This is a genomic window from Streptomyces sp. AcH 505, from assembly GCF_000818175.1.
Lineage (GTDB): Bacteria > Actinomycetota > Actinomycetes > Streptomycetales > Streptomycetaceae > Streptomyces.
In genome coordinates this window covers 3,919,097-3,936,636 of sequence record NZ_JTIY01000001.1, presented here as the reverse complement: position 1 = coordinate 3,936,636, position 17,540 = coordinate 3,919,097, and the positions used below count along the sequence as shown (strand labels likewise).

The window sequence follows — 17,540 nt, the reverse complement described above, 5'->3', positions numbered from 1 at the left end:
GACGACAACGCCGCGAGGCGCGGCATCAGCGCCCGCGAGCCCGGCAAGATCCGAACGAGAGGCCCTAGGTCGTGTCCGGTCGGTCTTCGCGGATCAGCCCGCGGCGTCCGGTGCGGTGCGTCGCAAGGCGGAGGACCATCCCCGTACTGGTTGTACGGGGATCGGGCCGACAACGCGGCGAGGTGCCGTGCCAGGCGTCGCGGGCCCGCGAAGATCGACCGGACAGGGCCTGGATCAAGGCCGGCCACGCCCCATCTGGCGGCCCGTCAGCTCCGCACTCCCGCCGCCCTCCCCCGACCGGCTCAGCCCAGCGCGCGCCGGGGCCCTCGCGGGCGGACGATGCCAACAGGGCCGGCGGCCGCCGGTGGACCACTTTCAGCGCTCTCGGGAGAACCTGCCGTGACCGTCAGTCTTGAGCAGTTGCGACGTTGCCATATCGCCGTCGACCTGGGGGCCGCCAGAACCCGGGTCTTTGTGAAGGGAGCCGGGCTCGTCGTCGACGAGCCGAGCTGCGCCGCCGTCAACACCCGCACCGGCGCGCTCATCGCCGTCGGCGCGCTCGCCGAACAGATGACGGGCCGCACCCCCGACTACATCCGCGTCGCACGCCCGGTCACCGGTGGCACCGTCGTCGACATCGACATGGCGCAGCGGATGCTGCGCCATCTCATCGGCGACAAGCTCCGCCGCCAGCTGCGCCGCAAGCCCCGGCTGCGGGCCGCCGCCTCCACGCCGCACGACAGCGACCCGCTGGCGCAGCGTGCCGCCGTGGAGACGCTGGTCGGGCTCGGTGCCCGGCGGGTCGAGCTGGTCGACACGCTGATCGCGGCAGCCGTGGGCTGCGGGCTGCCCGTCGAGCAGCCGACCGCCACCATGATCATGGTGTGCGGGGCAGCGACCACGCAGGTCGCCGTGTTGTCGCTCGGCTCCATCGTCACGGCCCAGCGGATCCCGGTCGGCGGCAACGCCATCGACCACGCGGTGATCCAGTACCTGCGCCACCACCACGAGCTGATGCTGCCCAGCCAGTCCGTGCGCCCGCTCCAGCTGGCCCTGCGCAACAACGGTCTGTCGGAGGACGGCCCCTCGTCCACCGAGATCCACGGCCGTGACGTGGCCACCGGGATCGCACGTTCGGTGACCGTCGACACGGCCGCCGTGCGGGACGCCATCTACACCCCGCTGACCGCCGTCCTCGACGGCATCGGCAAGGTGCTGCGCGACTGCCCGCCCGATCTGGTCGCCGATCTGGCGGAGAGCGGCATCATGATGGTCGGCGGCAGCGCGCTGCTGCCCGGCCTCGACCAGATGCTGCGGGAGGCGACGGGCATGCCGGTGGCCATCGCCGAGCGCCCCGACATCTGCACGGTCCTCGGTCTCGGCGCGATGCTGGAGGGCAAGATCCAGCCGCTGGTCCTCGCCCCGCTGTCCGAAGTCCGCTGACGGCGCTGTGTGCGAGTACGGGGACCCGGGGTGGGCGGCGGGTGACTCCGTCGCGCCCCGGCTGCCCATGCTGCTCGAAGCCGTGCTCGGCATCGGCACCGATCTCGAACTGCGCACCACCCTCCAGCACATCGTGGACACGGCGGCCGATCTGCTCGGGGCGCGGTACGCGGCGCTCGGTGTGGTCGAGCCGGAGCACGGCATGCTCACCGAACTGTTCTCGGCCGGTCTCGACGACGAGCAGCGCGCCGAGTTCGGCCGGGTCCGGCGGCTGCCCGACGGGGCCGGCGGGGACGGCCTGGACGGCGGCGACGGCGGCCATCTCGGCGTACCGATCCAGGTGGAGGACGAGCGGTTCGGCCAGCTGTGTCTGACGCAGAAGCGCACGGGCCCGTTCACCGAGGAGGACCAGGTCCTGCTGCGGGTGCTCGCCTCGCAGGCCGGCATCGCGATCGGCAACGCCCGGCTGTACGGGACGGCGCGCCAGCGGGAGCGGTGGATCCAGGGGGCGGCGGCCGTCACGACGGCGCTGCTCACGGGTGAGACGGCGGCCGACGCGCTGATGACGGTGGCCGAGTCGGCCCGTACCCTCGCGGACGCCGACGCCGGGGTGATCCTGCTGCCCACCGACGCGGGCGGTATGGAGATCGTCGCCGCCTCGTCCGAGAACGACCCGGCCGGCATGATCGGCGCCTCCATCGAGCCCGGCTCACCGGTCCTGCGCCAACTGCTCGGCGGTGAGCCGGTGTTCATCGACGACTCGGCCTCGGACCCGCGGATGACCACCCGGGTGCGGGTGCGGTTCGGGCCGAGCATGATGCTGCCGCTGCAGAGCGGCGGCAAGCTGATCGGGACGCTCGCCCTGCCACGGGTGCGCGGCGGCCGGCCGTACACGGCCGTCGACCGGCTGCTCGCCTCGCAGTTCGCCTCCCAGGCCGCGCTCGCGCTGGTCCTCGCCGACGCGCAGCACAACAGGGAGCAGCTGGCGGTGTACGAGGACCGCGACCGGATCGCCCGCGATCTGCACGATCTGGTCGTCCAGCGGCTCTTCGCCACGGAGATGATGCTGGAGTCGACCAGACGGCGCGCCGAGGCCGGTCTCGGCGATCTGCTCGGGCGGGCCGTCGACGAGCTGGACTCCACCATCCAGGAGGTACGGACGGCGATCTTCGCGCTCCAGCAGCCGCCCGCCGACGCGCCGACGAGTCTGCGCGGGAAGGTGCTGCGCGAGGCGGGCGGCGCCGGGGTGCTGCTGGGGCTGCGGCCGTCCGTGCAGTTCACGGGCCCGGTGGACACCGTCGTCGAGGAGCCGGTCGGCGAGCAGCTGCTCGCCGCGCTGCGCGGCGCGCTGGCGGCGGCGCACCGGCGCAGCGAGGTGACCGCGGTCGATGTGGAGGTCGACGCCGCCGCCCGGCTGCCGGACGGCCGGTCCGGTGTGCGGCTGACCGTCACCGACGACGGGCGGCGCGAGGACGGCGGGCGGGGTACGACGACGACGTGGCAGGCGCCGCTGTGAACGTGGCGTTGCCCCCGCCCCTGCTGGGGGACGGGGGCAACGCCACCTGTCATGACACGACCGGCTTCACCTGCCGGTTCAGCGCGCTGCCGTCGCACCCCCCAGCGTGAAGGTGTCGATGTCGAACAGGGAGCCCGCACCGCCGGTGAAGCTCAGGAACAGCGGTCCGCTGCCGGTGCCGGTCAGCTGCGTGGACACGGTGCTGAAGGTGTCCCAGCTGCCGGTGGACGGCACGGCCACGGAACCCAGCAGGGTGCCGGTGGCCGAGCCCGAACGGATCTCGATGGTGCCGCCCGCGCCGGCGGAGGCGACGGACGCGGTGAAGGTCGTCGCGCCCTCCGTCTCCACGGAGGCGTAGCCGGCCCAGTCACCGTTCTCGATGTAGCCGAGGGTCTGCCCGCCGCTGGCACCGCCGTGTCCGGCCGGCTGGACGCCGGACGACGAGGAGTACGACTCCCCCTCCACTGCGGTGGGTTCGTCGCCGCCACCGCCCACGGGCGGTGCGCAGTCCGCGGTGACCTGGCCTGCCGCGTACTCGATCCCGCCGAGCAGCAGCTGCTGGAAGTCGGGATCGGCGTACGTCTCGACGGTGTGGCCGAGCCCGGTGTAGAACGACCGTCCCTCGCCCTGCGGGTGGCACCACGTGATGGGGTGGTCCGCGCCCATGGTGCCGCCCTCGTAGCTCGACTCGTCGAGAGTCTGCAGCACGTGGACGTTCGGCCGGGGGTCGGTCTTGTAGTTGTACAGCTCGTCGGTGTGGGTCCAGGCCGGCTCGAAGTGCGAGGTGGCCGGGTTGGTCAGGTCCTCGGTGCGGACCGTGGCCGCCTGGATGGCCGGGTGGCCGGAGAACCAGGCCCCGACGAGCTGTTCGTACGCGGGGGTCTCGTACTCGGCGTCGGCAGCCGCGTGGATCCCGAGGAATCCGCCGCCGCCGTCGACGTAACCGAACAGCGCGTTCTGCTGGGTGTCGTCGAGGAAGTCACCCGTCGTGCTGACGAAGACCACGGCCTCGTACTGCGCGAGGTTCTCCGTGCTGATCGCCGTGGCGTCCTCGGTCGCCGTGACACTGAAGCCGTTGTCGGCGCCGAGTGCCTGGATCTCCGCGATGCCCGCCGGGATGGAGTCGTGCCGGAAGCCGGCGGTCTTGGAGAAGACGAGCACCTGGTACGGGTCGTCGGCCTGCGCCGCCGTTGCCGGGGTCAGCAGGGCCGCCCCCAGGGCCACGGCCACGGCGCACGACAACTTCCGCAGCCTGCTGGTGGTCTGACGCTCCATCAGGCACCTCCGGTGGTGAAGGTGAAGGCGTCCAGGTCGAACAGGTTGCCCTGGCCCGTCGGGCCCTTGAAGACAAGGGTCAGATCGGTAGAGCCGGCCGGCGCGTTGCTGAGGTCGACCGTCACGTTGGCGAAGGTCTCCCAGTCACCGGTCGGTGTGACGGTCCCGGTGCCCAGCAGGGTGCCGGTCGCGGAGCCCGCCCGTACCTCGATGGTGCCGCCGGGGCCCGCGGACGAGACCCTGGCCGAGAGCTGGGTGGCCTTGTCCAGCTCGTACGGGGTGAAGGTGATCCAGTCGCCGTCGTCGGTGAAGCCGACCGTGCTGCCGCCCTCGGCTGTGCCGTGGTTGGCCACCTCGATGCCGGACTGGGTCGAGTAGTGCTCGGCCTGCCGGTGCTTGGGCTGGAGCTTGCTGACACTGTGCGAGGTCAGGCCGCCCGCGTCGGTGTACTCGGCGTCGAAGACCCCGTACAGGTTGGCCGCCGCGTCGTGTTCACCGTCGGTCGGTACGGTCAGCGAGCCCTCGCAGCCGTTGGCCGAGGTGATCTGGTGCTCGTGGCTGTCGTGGCCGAGCAGGTACGTGACCTTGACCTTGGTGCAGTCGATCGCGCCGTCCTCGGGGTCACTGCCCTCGACCTTGAACGGGACCGTGTCGCCGAAGGCGAACAGCTGTCCGTTGGTGGGGGTGCTGAGCTTGACCGTCGGGGCGGTGTTGCCGACCGTCACCACCAGGCTGGCGGTGCCGGACAGACCCTCCGGGTCCTTGACGGTGAGGGTGGGCTGGAAGGTGCCCGTCGTGGTGTACGTGTGGGTGGGGTTGGCGTCCGTGGACGTCGCGCCGTCACCGAAGTCCCACGAGTAGCTGAGCGCCCCGTTCTCCGGGTCGGAGCTGCCGGCCGAGGAGAACGTCGCCTCAAGCGGCGCCTGGCCCGAGGTCTTGTCGACCGCCGCCTTCGCGATCGGGCTGCGGTTGGTGCCGGCGACGTATTCGACGCGGTAGAGCGCCTGGTTGTCGGAGCCGGTGCCGTAGTCGAGGACGTAGAGCGCGCCGTCGGGTCCGAAGGCGGTGTCCATGACCTGGGTGCCGGTCCACGGGAAGTCGTCGATGGTGCCGGGGCTGCCGTCGGCGTTGACCGTGATGGCCTTGATCCACTGGCGGCCGTACTCGCCGGCGAAGAACTTGCCGTCGAGCGACTCGGGGAACTTCACGTCCGAGTTGAGGTTGGCGTCGAAGTGGTAGACCGGGCCGCCCATCGGGGACTCGGAGCCGCCGCCGAACTCGGGCGGGGAGCCCTCGTCACCGCCGTACTTGATCCAGGCGGCCTTGGGCGCGGGGAGCTTGTTGAGCCCGGTGTTGTGGGGGGAGTTGTTGGCCGGGCCGCCCGCGCAGTCCGCCTTGGCGCCCGAGGGGCCGTCGGGGAAGGTGTAGGCGTTGTACGACTCGGTCGTGGTGTTCGTACCGGTGCAGTACGGCCAGCCGAAGTTGCCCGCCGAGGTGATCCGGTCGAACTCGACCTGACCGCCGGGGCCCCTGTTGGCGTCCGTGACACCGGAGTCCGGGCCGTAGTCGCCCACGTAGACGATGCCGGTGGGCTTGTCGACCGCGAGCCGGAAGGGGTTGCGGAAGCCCATCGCGTAGATCTCGGGACGGGTCTTGTCCGTGCCGGGCGCGAAGAGGTTGCCGTCGGGGATGGTGTAGCCGCCGTCGGCCGTCGGGTGGATCCGCAGGACCTTGCCGCGCAGGTCGTTGGTGTTGCCCGCGGAGCGCTGGGCGTCGAACTGCGGGTTGCGGTCGGTCCGCTCGTCGAGCGGCGCGAAGCCCTGCGACTCGAACGGGTTGGTGTCGTCACCGGTCGACAGGTACAGGTTGCCCTGCGCGTCGAAGTCGATGTCGCCGCCGACGTGGCAGCACTGGCCACGGTCGTTGGCCACTTCGAGCAGGACCTTCTCGCTGGCCGTGTCGAGGGTGCCGTCGGTGTTGAGGACGAACCGCGAGAGGTTCAAGTGGCCCTTGAACGCCTCGAAGTCGGCCGCGCTCCCGTTCACCGGGGCGTCGCCGTCCGGGGTCGTCAGCTTGGGCGAGTAGTACAGGTACAAATAGTGGTTGGTCGCGAAGTCGGGGTCGGCGGCGACCCCCTGCAGACCTTCCTCGTCATGGGTGTAGACGTTCAGCTTGGCCGAGGTCTTGGTGTTGCCCGCGGCGTCCGTGTACCGGAGTGTGCCGTCACGCGCCGTGTGCACGACCGCCCGGTCGGGCAGTACGGCGAGGGACATGGCCTCGCCCAGTTCGGCGCCGCCGGAGGCGAGTTGGACCTGCTGGTAGTCGCCTGCCGGAATGTCGGCCGGTGCCGCCTTCGCCGCCGGAGCCGCCTTCGCCACTGGTGCGGGGGCCGCTGTCGCCGCCGTGCTGATCCCGATGCCGCCGGAGAGCGCGAGCACGAGCGCCGTCGCCAATCTGGACCATGCTGGAGGACTTGATGACATGAAGCTTCCTTCCTGACCCTGCGGTGGGGGGTGTGTCAGGCAAGGCGCGCGCCGTCGCGCTTTGCTTGTGTGTCACAGAGGGATTTCGGGTGGGGTCGAGTTCTCTGTCAACGCAGTGAGCGATTGCATGCTGGCAACACGAAATTAATTTGTCAAGGTCGTGTCAAAATCTCTAACGGGCGTGACTGCGGCTGGAGTTAGCGACCGCAGGGGCGGGCGAAGACCCTCATCCCGAGATGGTTGACTGCGTGAACAAATTGATCGACGTGGTCAGCCGCGTGCTGAACGCCTCACGGGTCGCGGCGTCCAGCAGCCCGAGCGAAAGGTACGGATTGAGGTCCTCCAGCTCGACGAGCAGCAGCTCCCCGCCGGGGGCGCGGCAGGCGTCGACACGCTGGATGCCGTGGCTGATGTCGTTCCACTCGACGAAGCGGCGCGCGAAGTCCAGGTCGGCGGGGGCCGGTTCGTAGCGGACCAGCTCCCAGCGGCGCGCCGGGTCGGGCGCGTACAGGGCGTACTGGAAGTCCTGGTCGACGAAGTAGAACGAGACCTCGTACCGGAAGGCGATCCGCGGCTGTACGAGGACGTCACCGAAGGCGATACCGGCGGCCGAGGGGTCCCGCACGAACCGCATGCCGATCGAGTCGGCGCCCGCCTTCGGCTTGACGACGTACTCGTCGGCGGCCGGCAGCCTGCCCAGCCCGGCCGCGCTGTCGACGGTCGGGATCACCGGCAGCCCAGCGGCGCTCAGCTCCACCAGATACTGCTTGCCGCGCATGTCGGCCCGCCCGCTCAGCGGGTTGTAGACCCGCGTCCTCGCGGCGAGGGCCGCGGCGCGGAACGCGTCGTACCGCTCCTGGTAGTGGAGGACGGGACCACTGTTGCGGACCAGGACCACGTCGAAGTCCGCCATCAGCCGTACCGCGTCCAGGGGGTGGCACAGCGCGACGGTGAAGTCACGCCGCAGCCGGGACGAGAGCCAGACGTCCTCGTCGCCGTACCGCCGCCCGGCGGCCTCGTAGGCGAGGTCGGTGACGTAGAGGACGCGGGGCGGGAGGGCTGACATCGTCGCATCGTAGGACACCGGGTGCGGACGCCGTCTGCCCGCGCCGCTCAGCCGGAGCCGCAGACGGCGAACTGGGGCCACTGCCCCTTCAGACCTGCCTTGACCTGGCCCAGGTCGTGCAGCTCCGCGTCGAGTTCTCCCGTCGCCAGGTACCGCTGCGCCGAGTCGCTGAAGGCGTCCCGCATCTGCGACGGCATCGCGTCGGACGCGTCCCAGCACTGCGTCGCTGTCGGGTCGCTCAGTGTCCTCGCGATGGTCTCCGCCGTGCTGTCGCCCGCGTACGCCGTTCGCAGCACCTTCCGGTTGGCCGAGAAGCCCGACTTCGTGGTGTTCCAGCGCTGTTGGACCTCGGCCGACGCCATGTACCGGATGAGCTTCCTGGCCTGCGGGGTGTTCGTCAGCATGGCGGCCAGGTCCCCCGAGATCTCCCAGGTGTTCTGCTGCTCGGCGCCCGGGATGACCTCCGAGGACGCCACATACGCGCCCTCGGCCTTCGTCCAGGAGGGGAAGTGGCGGACGAAGGACGCCTGGTGTTCGAGACCGCACCCCGACGTGGACTGCCCGACGTCCTGGGACGCCTTGTCGTAGTCGGTCATGAGCGCCTTCGCCGCCCGGGGCGTGCCGGCGCCGACCAGCTTGCCCCAGGTCTGCCAGGCCCGCTCTATGTCGTCGCCCTTCCAGGAGAAATCGCCGTTCGCGAACCGCTGGTACGCGTCCGGGCCCGCCTGTTGCAGCAGGATGTCCTCCAGCCAGTCGGTGCCCGGCCAGCCGGAGGTCGCGCCGTTGCCCATGCCGAGGCACCAGGAGGCGGGCTCGGCGGCGACGGCGGCCAGCCGCGCCTTCGGGAGATCCCCGCGGTGCCACACCATGCTCTTGAGGTCGGCGGCCACCGGCACCCAGTACGTGTGGTCGCCGGTGCTCTTCGCGCCCCGCACGGCCGGCATCCAGGTGGGGCCGAAGTCCTTGGTGCCGACCAGCCCGTCCAGGGACGTGAGCCGGCCCTGGCTCGCGTAGTCGGCCAGCTCCCCGGGGCCCGGCATGACGACCACGTCGGGCGGCGTACCGCTCTCCACGTCGGCAGCCAGCACCTGGCTCTCGGCCGAACTGCCCTGGTAGACCACATGGATGCGGTACTTGTCCTCGAACGGTTCGATCACGCTGTCCCGCAGGTTCTGCTCGTTCGCGCCGCTCCAGTTGGCGAGCAGCGTCACCGAGCCCTTCCAGCGAAGCGTGTTGACGCCGACGGCGAGTCCCGCGAGCACGGCGATACAGACGCCGACCACGACGAGCGTGCGGGTCCTCGGGCGGCGCGGCGGGCGGCTCACCGGGCCGCTCACCGGGACGACCTGAGCCGGTACTCACTGATCCGCGGCACAAGCCCTGCGGCGATCAGCACCATCAACACCACTCCCCCGGCGAGAATCCAGTTGGCCACGGCGGCCCGCGGCCCGGCGCCGCTCATATGTCCTTTCACCGTCGCGGGGTTCGGGAGTCTCCCGTCCACCGCTCCGTTCAGCAGCGCGGCGGAGTCCGTCAGCCCGTCGTGCGTCCACCAGGTGAACAGCGCGAGCACGAGCACCCCGGCGACCAGCAGGACGGTGGCGGCGGCGAGCGGCCGGTTCCAGCGGTGCCGGAAGCGCCGCCGGGTGAAGCGCTGGGTCTCCACCAGCGCGAGGCAGAAGCTGCCGCAGATCAGCACCACCGCAGCCCAGCCGATCCACAGCGGCCAGCCGAACTCCGCCTGTTGGTCGACCACTTGCTCCTGCCGGCGCTGGAGTTCGGCGAGCCGGCCCAGGAGGGAGTCATTCGTCGGGTGCGCCTGCGAGTTCCCGTCGAGCACGGTCGCCGCCGTGTGGAAGTACGCGTCCTGGAGCGGCGATCCGGCCGGTTCCCTGTTGGCCTTCTCGATCCAGCCCGAATAGACGGTGAGCAGTCCGTCGACGGTCGCCAGGGTCTGCTGGCCGTCGAGCCCCGTCACGCGGTCCGAAGCCGCCACGCCGAGGCTCTGGTTGGCGACCGCGAGTTTGATCGAGGCATCGCTCGTCCCCGGCACCCCGGCCACGCCGCTCTGCACCGCGCTCTCCTGCGCCTCTTGCAGGGCGTTCTGCGCGGTGACGACGGCCACCACTCCGGGGGTGCTCGCCGAGGCCAGCGGTACGGCGTCGGCGTGCACCCCCCGGTACGCGCCGAACAGCGCCAGGGTGGAGACGGCGCCGAGAGCCAGCAGCACCCACAGCCGGCGCACGAGATCCTGTGCCGTACTGCTCATGTCGCCGCCGCCTTGCGGGCGCCGCAGTACGTACAGAACTTGGCCCCGGTCGCCACGGGTTCGCCGCAGGACGGGCACGGCGCCGTGACGTCGGGCGGCGCCTCGGTCTCACCGCCGGACGACCCGGGGAAGGCACTGCGGCTGCTCGCGGTGATCAGATGCTGGAAGTCGACCGGTTTCAGGCCCGGATGGAGTTTCACCCGGCCGGCCGTCGCGTCCAGCACCTCGACCAGCCGCCGCAGCTTGGCCAGTTGGCTCTGGTCGTTGACCTGCTGCGCCAACTGGACCGCCTTTCCGAGAAGTTGCTCGGAGCGGTCCTTCTCGTCGCGCCGGAAGGCGTCGGAAGCGGCGGTCAGGGTCTTGCCCAGCTCCAGATGGCGGCTGAAGAAGTCGTTCTGGTTGTCGGTGCGTGAGCTGAGGGCCGGATCGTCGGTCCAGTGCACCAGACACGGCAGCGGTGTGGGCAGCAGCGCCTCGCCGCCGGCCGGCATCGCGACGCCGACGACGGCCAGTTGGAGATCCACCCGCGTCCGGCGCCCGGTGGGATCGGCGCTGACGCACAGCTGGTACCTGCGCAGCTCGTTGCCCCACGCCCGGGTGACGAACGCGGAAGGACCCTTCTCGGGGCCCGTGTCGACCAGGCTGACCTCGGTCGGCTCGACCTGCTTCAGATAGCGCACGGTGTTCCCCGGCCGCGGCGCCACCTCGATGACCAGTTCGGGCACCGCCTTGGCGAGCAGCCCGCGCATCAGCCGCTCGTACTCGCCCGGCAGATCCGCGTGCTTGCGTACGGCGCTGCTCGCGCCGTGCAGCCTGCTGCTGATCTGCAGCAGCACCTGGGCGTCCCAGTCGGAGCCGATGCCCCAGCCGTCGCAGATGAACTGTCCCTCACAGCGGTCGAGCACCCACGCCAGCGGCATTCGCTCGTCGTGTTCGTTCCTGCCGTCGGTGAGCAGCAGGGCGTGCCGGATGGGCGCCGGCTGTTCCGTCAGGAGCCGGCGGGTCAGATCCAGCCACGTGCCGACAGCGGTGCCGCCGGCCGCGAGCAGGCCGTGCACGGCGCGTTCGGCCTCGGCGCGCAGTCGAGGCGTGGCCCGGACCATGGTCGGGGTCGCCGGGTAGGCCATGGTCGCGTCGTGGGCGCCTCTGACGACGGCGAACGGTGTGTCGTCGGGCAGCATACGGAGGGCTGCTATCGCTGCGGCCTTCGCCGCCCGGAACTTCTCCGGCGGCGCGTTCATCGAACTTGAGCAGTCGATGACCAGCACCTGCGCCAGGATCGACCCCGGCCCCGCGGCGCCGCCCACCCCTTCGACCTCGACGGTCAGGATCGCGTGCATGTCCTGCTTCTGCTTCCCCGCCGCCAGATACTTCTGCTGGCTGACCGTGAGCTTGACGGCCGCGGTGCCGGTCTCGCTGTCGTCGTCCCCGTACGGGTCGCTGTCCGGGTCGCCGTCGTCGTACGGGTCGCCGCCGCCGTTCCGCGCGTGAGCGTCCATGTCGTATCCCCCTCCTGTGCGGTCGGAATCGTCGTACGCCGTCAGAAGCGGGTCTCCGGCCTGACGTCGTACGCGCGGTCGAGCAGCTCGCCGCGCTCCTCGACGGTCACGGCCTGGTCGGCGAGCTTCCGCAGTGACTGGTAGAGCAGCCCGGCCAGGGCGGGCCGGGTCACGGCACCCTCGAACAGCTCACCTTCCGGGAGCCCTTCGGCCCCCCAGGGGTGCTCGCTGTCGTCCGCTCCCGCCAGCACGTTCTCCCGGATCTCGGTGACCAGCCGGTCCCTGGCCCCGACGTCGTCCAGCCGGAGCTGCCCCAGCCGGGCGTTGACCTGGGCCAGCTGCGCCCGGGTCGGCGCCGTACCTCCGAGCCGGCCGGCGAGTACCCGTATCGCGGCGATCCGGGCGGCGTCGAAGTGCCGCGAGGTGGTGGGGATCGCGTCGAGCACCTTGACGGCGCCCGCGCGGTCGCCACGGCGCAGATGCACCCTGGCCATGCCGAAGGCCGCGCTGCCGCGTGTTCTGTCCCGCTGCCAGACGGCGTCGTAGTACTCGACGGTCTGGGTCCCCTTCGGGTCGGGGATCCGTACCACCTCCGGGTCGGTGACCGGCGTGCCGGGAGGCGTCGCGGCGGCGGCCTGCTCGGCGAGTGCCCGCTCGGCCAGGGCGTGCACGGTGAGCGCCTCGGCGCAGTAGCCGAGGGCCAGTTTCGGCGCCCATTCGCCCGGCAGGGTGTCGTAGGTGGCCATGAACATCTCCTGGGCCGCCTTGAGGTCGGGCTCGTCCCCCGCCAGCGCGAGCAGCCCCCGGTGCCAGGCCAGCCGCCAGTCGTACCCCGCCGTGTCGGGGTCCAGCAGTTCGGTGGCCCTGGCCAGCCAGTTCGCGGCCTCGGTCCGCCGCGGGGCCGCGCCGTCCTCCGGTTTCGGCTCGCCGCTGTCCTCCAGATAGGCGCGGCACAGCCACAGGGCGACCTCGACGGTGTCCAGCACGCGGTCGCCCTTCGCCCGCTCGGCGATCCGGTCGGGGCTGTCGGCGGCGAGTCCGTCGATCAGCACGGCCGACGGGTCCTGCGGGTCGGGGATGGGGAGGGGCAGCCCCGATGCCGCCTCCCGGGGGCCGGGCGGCGCGATGTCCAGATCCTGCGGCGGCCCGGTGCGGGCCGACCAGTGCGCCAGCGTGGGAATGCTGCCCAGGCCGGGTCCGATGAGTTCGGCGACGGGCTCGAAGCGGGTCGACCGCTCCGGGTACTGCTCGTGTTTGCTCAGGGACCGGTACTCCCGCAGCACCTCCCAGAGCTGCCGGGACATCTGCGCGGCCGAGGTGAAGCGCGCCGCCGGCTCCTGGTGCGTGGCGCGCGCGACCAGGCGCGTGAAGGACTGGGCGGCCAGCCCCTTCGCCGGGGCGGCGCGCGTGGCCAGCGCCTGGAGGGTCCTGCCGACGGTGTACAGATCGGTGTCGACGTGGAAGCCCCGGCTTTCCCGCTCCCTCCTGGGCGGCGCGTACTCCCTGGTGTAGACGGGATCTGACGTCTGGTCACCGATAGGGCGTACGGCACCCAGGTCGATGACCTTGATCTCGTGGCCGTACTGGATGACGTTCTCGGGCTTCATGTCGCAGTACAGGAGGCCCTGGTCGTGCAGATACTCCAGCGCGCTGAGGATCTTGCAGCCGTAGGTGAGGACATGGTCGATCCCGAACGGCTTGCCGAAGAGCCCTTCCAGCTCCTCGTCGGAGGCGAACAGGTAACTGTCCAGCGGCCGGCCGCCGATGTACTCCATGACGATGTACCCGGTCGGCTCCTCCTCGCCCGGCACCTCGTGTTCGATGTGGGAGAAGATCGCGACGATGTCCGGGTGGTGCAGGGTGGTGAGCGACCGGCGCTCCTCGACCGCGTTGCGGCGGGCGGCGGCGTCATGGGTGTTGATGAGGCCCTTCAGGACGACGTACTTGTCCTTCAGCCGGGTGTCCTCGGCGAGATACACCTGGCCGAGGCCGCCGGCCGCGAGATAGCCCACGACCCGGTAGTGGCCGCCGATCTCGTCGCCGGGCGACAGTTGGGGCTTGAAGGAGTACGGCGACCCGCACTCGGGGCAGAACCCGTGGTCGGGCGCGGGCCGGCCGGCGTGACCGACGCCGATGGTGCCGGTGCAGCCGTCGACACCGCACCGCCGGCTGCCGGTCGGTGCGTGTGCGGTGGTACTGACGACGTCGGCGGGCCTGGGCTTGGGGATGTCGGGCAGCAACACCACGCCGTCGACGTCGAGTTCGTCGGCGGGCGGGTTCGCGGACGGTGCGTCAGGCCGTTGCTGCTCCTGCTGCTCCCGACCGGGCCGGCGCTGCCCCGGCAGGTTGTTGTGACGGGGGCCCGGCCGCGGGGCGGCGACGGTGGGGCTGCCGTCCGGGGCCTTCTCGTCGCAGGTGTCGCAGAACCCGGTGACCATGACGTGCCCCGGGCAGCCGGCCCGGGGACAGCCCGTTCTCGTGGTGTCGGAGGCGGGTGTCATCGTGGCGGCTCACCTTCCTGCGCCGGGCTCGCGTCCGGCTCCTCGACGGAGCGGATGTAGTGGAGCACCGCGGCCTCGGCGGCCGGTACGTCGCACGGCCTGGCCCGCAGCAGTTGGTGTGCGGCGAGGTAGCGGTCGGCCATGTCCAGGTCCTCGTGGTCGGCCTCCGCCTGGTAGAGGTCGCCGTAGGCGGCGAGTCGGCCGCGTAACTCGTCGCGCCGTGCGACGAGTTCGTCGTGCGTGCCGATGGCGGACCGTATCCGGTCGGCGGACCGGGCCGCGCTCTCGCCGAACACCCCGAGGTCGTGGTTCTGGCCGAGCCCCGCGACGAAACCGTGCGTCCCTGCCAACTCCTGCTGTATGGCGTACGCCCGCACCAGGGCGCTCAGCGCGCGCTTCGCCGTGTCGGAGTGCACGGCCGCCATCCGCTGCCGTAACGCGGACGCCAGCGGTCCGGTGATCTCGTCCAACAGCGCTACGAGCGCGTCGTGTTGCCGCTGGGTCGGCTCGATCACCAGTTCGGACTGGGCGCGTCTGAAGTGTGCGCCGGCTTCACCGAACACCAGCAGCAACCTGCTGCCCCGGGTCCTGAGCAGCGCCAGCAGATCGAGTAACCGGTCCGGTTCCGCGGCCTTGTCGACGCCCACCACGACGAGGGTGAGGGTGGCTTTCGCCGCGCGGATCCGGTCGATCGCGGGGGCGTCGGGCGGTTTCCACAGCCCCAGCCGGTTGGCGATCAGATCGGCCGCTTCGGCCGCCGTCAGCCCGTCGGCGACCACGGCGAGGTCATGGCCACCGGCCGACGGCACCGTCCCGGGCGGGTCGAGCGAGGCGCGCCGGGTGGAGGCCCAGGTGCGTAACTCCCGGTCGGCCAGGGTGATCGCGCGGCGCAGCGTCGCGGCCCGCGCGGAGTCACCGTCCGGCACCAGACTGATCTTCACCTGCCGGCCGTCGTCCCTGAACCACGTGGCGAGCCGCTCCGCGAACAAGGTGTCGAGCAGGGCCTCGTCGGCGTCGGAAGCGCCGGAACGCAGTCGCACGTCGACCGCTTCCAGCCCTGTGGTCCAGTCGGCGACGTCTTCGAGATGCTGGACGATGGTCTCGGCCGGGCTCATGAAGGTGAACCCGCTGCCGTGCCTGGCCTCGGACTTGCTCAGCACCATCCCGACGACTTCGCCGGTCTCGGTGTCCACCACACCGCCGCCGCTGAATCCGGGGCTCGCCAACAACCCCGGGCCCAGCGGCGTCAATTGGACCTGCCCGTCGCGTCCGCAGCCGCCGAGGACGGTGGCGGGCAGCCAGATGCCGCCGTTGTGCGCCTCGGGGAAGCCGTACATCCGCACGGGCCTGCCGGGGGACGAGAGCCGGTGGAGCTGGACTGCCTCGTCGGCGGGGCGCGGGGTGTCCAGGCTCAACAACGCGACGTCGCCGATCGGATCGAGGTCGGCGTCCAGCTCTTCCGGCTTGTACATGCCGTCGATCACATGCGCCGTGACCGACGGGACGTCGACTCCCTCGGCCCCGACGAACTCCGCTGTGACCGGCTCGCCTTCACGGACCACATGGGCGCAGGTGAGCACACGGTCAGGGCTCAACAGGATCCCGCTGCCGACGATCTCCCCGTCGCTCCGCCGAATCCGGGCCGCCCAACGAGGCGTACCCATCGTAGGTTTCGACACCGATTCCCCCATCGGTCGTCATGCCCGGACATCATACGCTTGCGCCTTGGCCGTGTCCCTGACTCCGCTGCCATACTCGGAGGCCGCGAACGAATGGCCGACACTCGTCGCGACGGGGTGGGTGACGGGGAGGAGCGGGATGGCGAGCGAGCCTGATTTCGTAGGACTGGCCGAGGTGGTCCGGCAGGTGCGGAGCGAACTGGAGCGGGCGCGGGACGAGGGCGACACGCATCCCCTGGGCTTCAACGTGGAGCGCGTCAGCCTGGAGTTCACCGTGCAGGTCCACCGCACCGGCACCGGCAAGGGCGGCCTGCGGATCGGTGTGGTGACCGCCGAACTCGGCGCGAGCCTCGACCGCGGGACCACGCACCGCGTCCAGGTGGATCTCCAGCCGGAGTGGGAGGACGGCCGGACGAAGATCAGCCGTCAGCCCCGATAGCCGCTCTGCTAGCTTCGGGAGCTATGCCGAGCATGGACTCCCAGGAACTGCGACGCCGGTTCGCGGCGTTGACCACCGCCCACCTCACGGATGCCTGCATCCGCGCCCAGGTCCCTGTCCGCTGTGCCCCTTCGGCACTCCAGGCCGTCGTCCCGGGCACCCGCGTCGCGGGACGGGCCCTGCCCGCCCGGCACGTCGGCAGCGTCGACGTCTTCCTGGAGGCGTTCGAGGACGCCGAGCCGGGTGACGTCCTGGTGGTCGACAACGGCGGGCGCACCGACGAGGCCTGCGTCGGCGACCTGGTGGCGCTGGAGGCCGAGACCGCCGGCGTGTCCGGCATCGTCATCTGGGGCCTCCACCGCGACACCGCCGACATCCGGACGATCGGCCTGCCGGTGTTCAGTACGGGGTCGCTCTCGACGGGCCCCCAGCGCATCGAGGCGCAGCCGGAGAACGCGCTGGAGTCGGCGGTCGTCGGCGACTGGACGGTGACCCGCGCCGACCTGGCCTTCGGCGACGAGGACGGGGTCGTCTTCGTACCGTCCTCGAACGCGGCCGACGTCCTCGACCTGGCGGAGTCGATCCGCGACACCGAACGGCGGCAGGCGGAGCGGATCCGCTCCGGTGTCTCCCTGCGCGCCCAGGTGCGGTTCGACAGGTACCTGGCCGCCCGGCGCGAGAACCCGTCGCTGACGTTCCGCGAGCATCTGCGCGCGGTCGGCGGGGCGATCGAGGAATAGCCGTGCCGACCGGAGGTACGCCGGCGCTGCGGGCGATCGAGTGGGACGGGACGTCCTGGGACGACCCGTCCGAGGACCAACTGCACGACCTGCTGGCCGACATGAGCCTCACCTGGAGGTTCGTCGTCGTCGAACGGCTCGGCCCGGAACCTCCCGGTCAGCACTACATGCAGGTCTACCTCAACGACGACCTGAGCTACCAGGTCGAGTACCGCGAAGGCGGCCCTGACCGCCACTTCCAGGCCCACGTGCCGGCCGGCCAGGGCCCGTTCTCCGTGGAACCGGTGGCCAAGCTGCTGCAGGACTGGGCCTTCGCCCGCCCGGGCTGGCGCGAGGCGCTGCCGTGGACGCCGTTGACTCTGCCACCACCTCAGGAGCCCGCACGGAGCGAGCCGAGCTGAACCTGACGGGCGGGCCCACGGTCCTGAGCCAAGCAGGCCGGCGGTCACCCGGCGCCACGATTGGCCCATCCGGCCGTACACGTATCCGATGGCCCGTCACCCCGTGACCGGTGGTCATTGGGGCGGGCGGGGGGCGGGCGTGGCCGTTGCGGCGTGTCGTGCGGGGAGGGCACCCGGGCAGGGTGCACGCTTGTCGTGCAGGTCGAAACGATCCTGCTGACAAGCGTCC

Annotated in this window: 13 protein-coding genes; 5 read left to right on the top strand and 8 right to left on the bottom strand. The window is 71.2% G+C overall.

Annotated features, from left to right (window positions below; translation table 11 throughout):
- Positions 1-399 precede the first annotated feature (399 nt).
- Positions 400-1,443 (top strand): rod shape-determining protein, encoded by a 1,044-nt coding sequence (locus tag HY68_RS17960; RefSeq protein ID WP_041990082.1) that lies wholly within the window; start codon positions 400-402, stop codon positions 1,441-1,443.
- Between the two features lie 67 nt (positions 1,444-1,510).
- Positions 1,511-2,959 carry a GAF domain-containing protein gene (locus HY68_RS17955; protein ID WP_041996439.1) on the top strand — a complete coding sequence of 483 codons (1,449 nt, stop codon included), beginning with the start codon at positions 1,511-1,513 and terminating at the stop codon, positions 2,957-2,959.
- Positions 2,960-3,037: 78 nt separating this feature from the next.
- On the opposite strand, the gene HY68_RS17950 is transcribed toward HY68_RS17955, so the two are convergent.
- From HY68_RS17950 to HY68_RS17915, 8 genes are all read right to left on the bottom strand, one after another.
- Positions 3,038-4,234, bottom strand: a complete 1,197-nt coding sequence (locus HY68_RS17950) for a ThuA domain-containing protein (RefSeq protein ID WP_041990079.1) — start codon at positions 4,232-4,234, stop codon at positions 3,038-3,040.
- Positions 4,234-6,717: a PQQ-dependent sugar dehydrogenase gene (locus tag HY68_RS17945; RefSeq protein ID WP_078863663.1), complete on the bottom strand. Its 2,484-nt coding sequence runs from the start codon at positions 6,715-6,717 to the stop codon at positions 4,234-4,236. The genes HY68_RS17950 and HY68_RS17945 overlap by 1 nt, the downstream gene beginning before the upstream one ends.
- A 226-nt stretch (positions 6,718-6,943) precedes the next feature.
- The gene (locus HY68_RS17940; RefSeq protein WP_041990076.1) at positions 6,944-7,783 is read right to left on the bottom strand and encodes a hypothetical protein; all 840 of its coding nucleotides are present in this window, start codon (positions 7,781-7,783) and stop codon (positions 6,944-6,946) included.
- A gap of 47 nt (positions 7,784-7,830) precedes the next feature.
- On the bottom strand, positions 7,831-9,120 hold the full coding sequence (locus HY68_RS17935; protein ID WP_041990071.1) for an ABC transporter substrate-binding protein: 1,290 nt from the start codon (positions 9,118-9,120) through the stop codon (positions 7,831-7,833).
- Positions 9,117-10,052, bottom strand: coding sequence for a hypothetical protein (locus tag HY68_RS17930; RefSeq protein ID WP_041990068.1), 936 nt, complete (start codon positions 10,050-10,052; stop codon positions 9,117-9,119). Before HY68_RS17930 ends, HY68_RS17935 begins: the two co-directional genes overlap by 4 nt.
- Positions 10,049-11,551, bottom strand: coding sequence for a VWA domain-containing protein (locus HY68_RS17925; protein ID WP_052457122.1), 1,503 nt, complete (start codon positions 11,549-11,551; stop codon positions 10,049-10,051). The genes HY68_RS17930 and HY68_RS17925 overlap by 4 nt, the downstream gene beginning before the upstream one ends.
- A gap of 41 nt (positions 11,552-11,592) precedes the next feature.
- A complete protein-coding gene (locus HY68_RS17920; RefSeq protein WP_041990066.1) occupies positions 11,593-14,052 on the bottom strand; it encodes a serine/threonine-protein kinase in 2,460 nt (819 codons plus the stop codon).
- Positions 14,049-15,716 carry a serine protease gene (locus HY68_RS17915; RefSeq protein ID WP_198533296.1) on the bottom strand — a complete coding sequence of 556 codons (1,668 nt, stop codon included), beginning with the start codon at positions 15,714-15,716 and terminating at the stop codon, positions 14,049-14,051. The genes HY68_RS17920 and HY68_RS17915 overlap by 4 nt, the downstream gene beginning before the upstream one ends.
- Before the next feature lie 154 nt (positions 15,717-15,870).
- On the opposite strand from HY68_RS17915, the gene HY68_RS17910 reads away from it, so the two are divergent.
- From HY68_RS17910 to HY68_RS17900, 3 genes are read left to right on the top strand one after another with little or no spacing between them, the layout of a single operon-like run.
- A complete protein-coding gene (locus tag HY68_RS17910) occupies positions 15,871-16,170 on the top strand; it encodes a trypco2 family protein (RefSeq protein WP_041990062.1) in 300 nt (99 codons plus the stop codon).
- Positions 16,171-16,193: 23 nt separating this feature from the next.
- The gene (locus HY68_RS17905; protein ID WP_347560492.1) at positions 16,194-16,910 is read left to right on the top strand and encodes an RraA family protein; all 717 of its coding nucleotides are present in this window, start codon (positions 16,194-16,196) and stop codon (positions 16,908-16,910) included.
- A gap of 2 nt (positions 16,911-16,912) precedes the next feature.
- Positions 16,913-17,311 carry a hypothetical protein gene (locus tag HY68_RS17900; protein ID WP_041990058.1) on the top strand — a complete coding sequence of 133 codons (399 nt, stop codon included), beginning with the start codon at positions 16,913-16,915 and terminating at the stop codon, positions 17,309-17,311.
- Positions 17,312-17,540 lie beyond the last annotated feature (229 nt).

Bases quoted from the DNA above. Each gene is read 5' to 3' on its own strand.
- HY68_RS17955 (WP_041996439.1), top strand. From the start codon at position 1,511: ATGCTGCTCGAAGCCGTGCTCGGCATCGGCACCGATCTCGAACTGCGC.
- HY68_RS17950 (WP_041990079.1), bottom strand. From the start codon at position 4,234: ATGGAGCGTCAGACCACCAGCAGGCTGCGGAAGTTGTCGTGCGCCGTG.
- HY68_RS17945 (WP_078863663.1), bottom strand. From the start codon at position 6,717: ATGTCATCAAGTCCTCCAGCATGGTCCAGATTGGCGACGGCGCTCGTG.
- HY68_RS17940 (WP_041990076.1), bottom strand. From the start codon at position 7,783: ATGTCAGCCCTCCCGCCCCGCGTCCTCTACGTCACCGACCTCGCCTAC.
- HY68_RS17930 (WP_041990068.1), bottom strand. From the start codon at position 10,052: ATGAGCAGTACGGCACAGGATCTCGTGCGCCGGCTGTGGGTGCTGCTG.
- HY68_RS17925 (WP_052457122.1), bottom strand. From the start codon at position 11,551: ATGGACGCTCACGCGCGGAACGGCGGCGGCGACCCGTACGACGACGGC.
- HY68_RS17920 (WP_041990066.1), bottom strand. From the start codon at position 14,052: ATGACACCCGCCTCCGACACCACGAGAACGGGCTGTCCCCGGGCCGGC.
- HY68_RS17915 (WP_198533296.1), bottom strand. From the start codon at position 15,716: ATGGGTACGCCTCGTTGGGCGGCCCGGATTCGGCGGAGCGACGGGGAG.
- HY68_RS17910 (WP_041990062.1), top strand. From the start codon at position 15,871: ATGGCGAGCGAGCCTGATTTCGTAGGACTGGCCGAGGTGGTCCGGCAG.
- HY68_RS17905 (WP_347560492.1), top strand. From the start codon at position 16,194: ATGCCGAGCATGGACTCCCAGGAACTGCGACGCCGGTTCGCGGCGTTG.